Origin of the sequence: Flavobacterium endophyticum (assembly GCF_003634455.1) — a bacterium.
Taxonomy (GTDB): Bacteria; Bacteroidota; Bacteroidia; order Flavobacteriales; family Flavobacteriaceae; genus Flavobacterium; species Flavobacterium endophyticum.
Map to the genome: position 1 here is coordinate 1 of NZ_RBLC01000011.1, position 1,310 is coordinate 1,310.

The 1,310-nt window shown below is 44.0% G+C and carries 1 protein-coding gene; it reads right to left on the reverse strand.

Features of this window, described 5'->3' with window-relative positions:
• On the reverse strand, positions 1-1,295 hold a 1,295-nt coding region (locus CLV94_RS16895; protein ID WP_121377690.1), incomplete at its 3' end, for a secretion protein.
• Positions 1,296-1,310: the final 15 nt, after the last annotated feature.

Here is a 1,310-nt window from a genome sequence, read left to right on the forward strand (position 1 = left end):
TGATACGAATCGTCGGCTCCATCGTATAAATAGATCATTTGGGTCGGATCAAAATTTGTTACTTCCGGCACATAAAATTTTATCGAGGCGTTGTTGGCTGCCTTTACGCCTAGAGGAATTCTTTTGTTACTATCGAAACTGGTTCCTTGAATTACATATTTGCTGTTGTCCAGAAAAAAATAAGCATCATTTGGCAGGTCGTCTGGAGCTATGCTCAAGGCATCGATTCCCACATCGATTCCGTCTGTAGCTTCAGGCAAGAATACCAGTGCAATCTGTCTCGTGAACTGGTTGTCGAGGATGATATTGAGCTTGAACTGCGCTTCTGTGATTACAATAGATTCACTTTCGGTAGTTTCAGCAAGTTTTTTTGGCGCTGGATCTTGCGAGCGCTCAAACTGCGACAAAGCGCCGCTTTCTTTATAATAAGCTCTGTGTGCATTCTTCAAAGTTACCGTCCCGTTTGATGCGCCCTTGATCATAAATCCTTGCCCGATTGGAGCATATTTTCTTTCGATGATCAGTCCAGATGAAGTACCTACGCCATTCAGCGATCCGTCAGAATTATAAGAATTAAAAGTAGCTGGAACATACACGCCATTGGAACCAAGGCTGATAGGCGAATAAGCGCCATAACCCCCTTTATAAAGGCCGACATTGTGGGAATTAACTGTTTTGTCTTGTTCCCAATAGTAGGCAATGCCTGTTGCAGCATTGTTTGTAGCGTCCAGTAGAAAAGCATTGACATTCAGTGCAGACGGATACGGATTTCCGGTAAGTGTCAAATTATTCGCAGCGACTGTTACTGATATATTTCCGTCATTTGGTTTGCCTCGGAAGTCATAGCGCTGCGAACCAGCACCTCCAGGATTGTTCTGTATTCCGTTGGCTTCTACTATAGTCGGGTCTGTTCCTGCTGTTCCTTTCATGGAAAATCCTTGGCCGGGAGCCAAGGTCGAAGCGCCTCCTACATATATCCATTGCGAATAGGAAGTTGAAGACAAAAATTTATAGATCCATCTGGAAGAGATAGCAAGCGGACTGGCCGTACCGTTAGAATTGGAGGATGGCAGTATCGTAGCTTGAGTACTGGCGGTAACTGTTGTGGGCTGATAAATCATTGAGATTCCGAAATTTTCATTTCCTGTAGCTGCCGAAGCATTGCCTACAGGCGAACACCAATAATTATAGTCAAAATTGTCTGCCGTTCCTTCTTGAAAGACAGAGACTTTGCCAAGACCTTTATTAGCAGAAACACTTGTCGTTCCTTGTAGCAGCTGGGATTCGTTTCTCATGTACATATTTCCGTT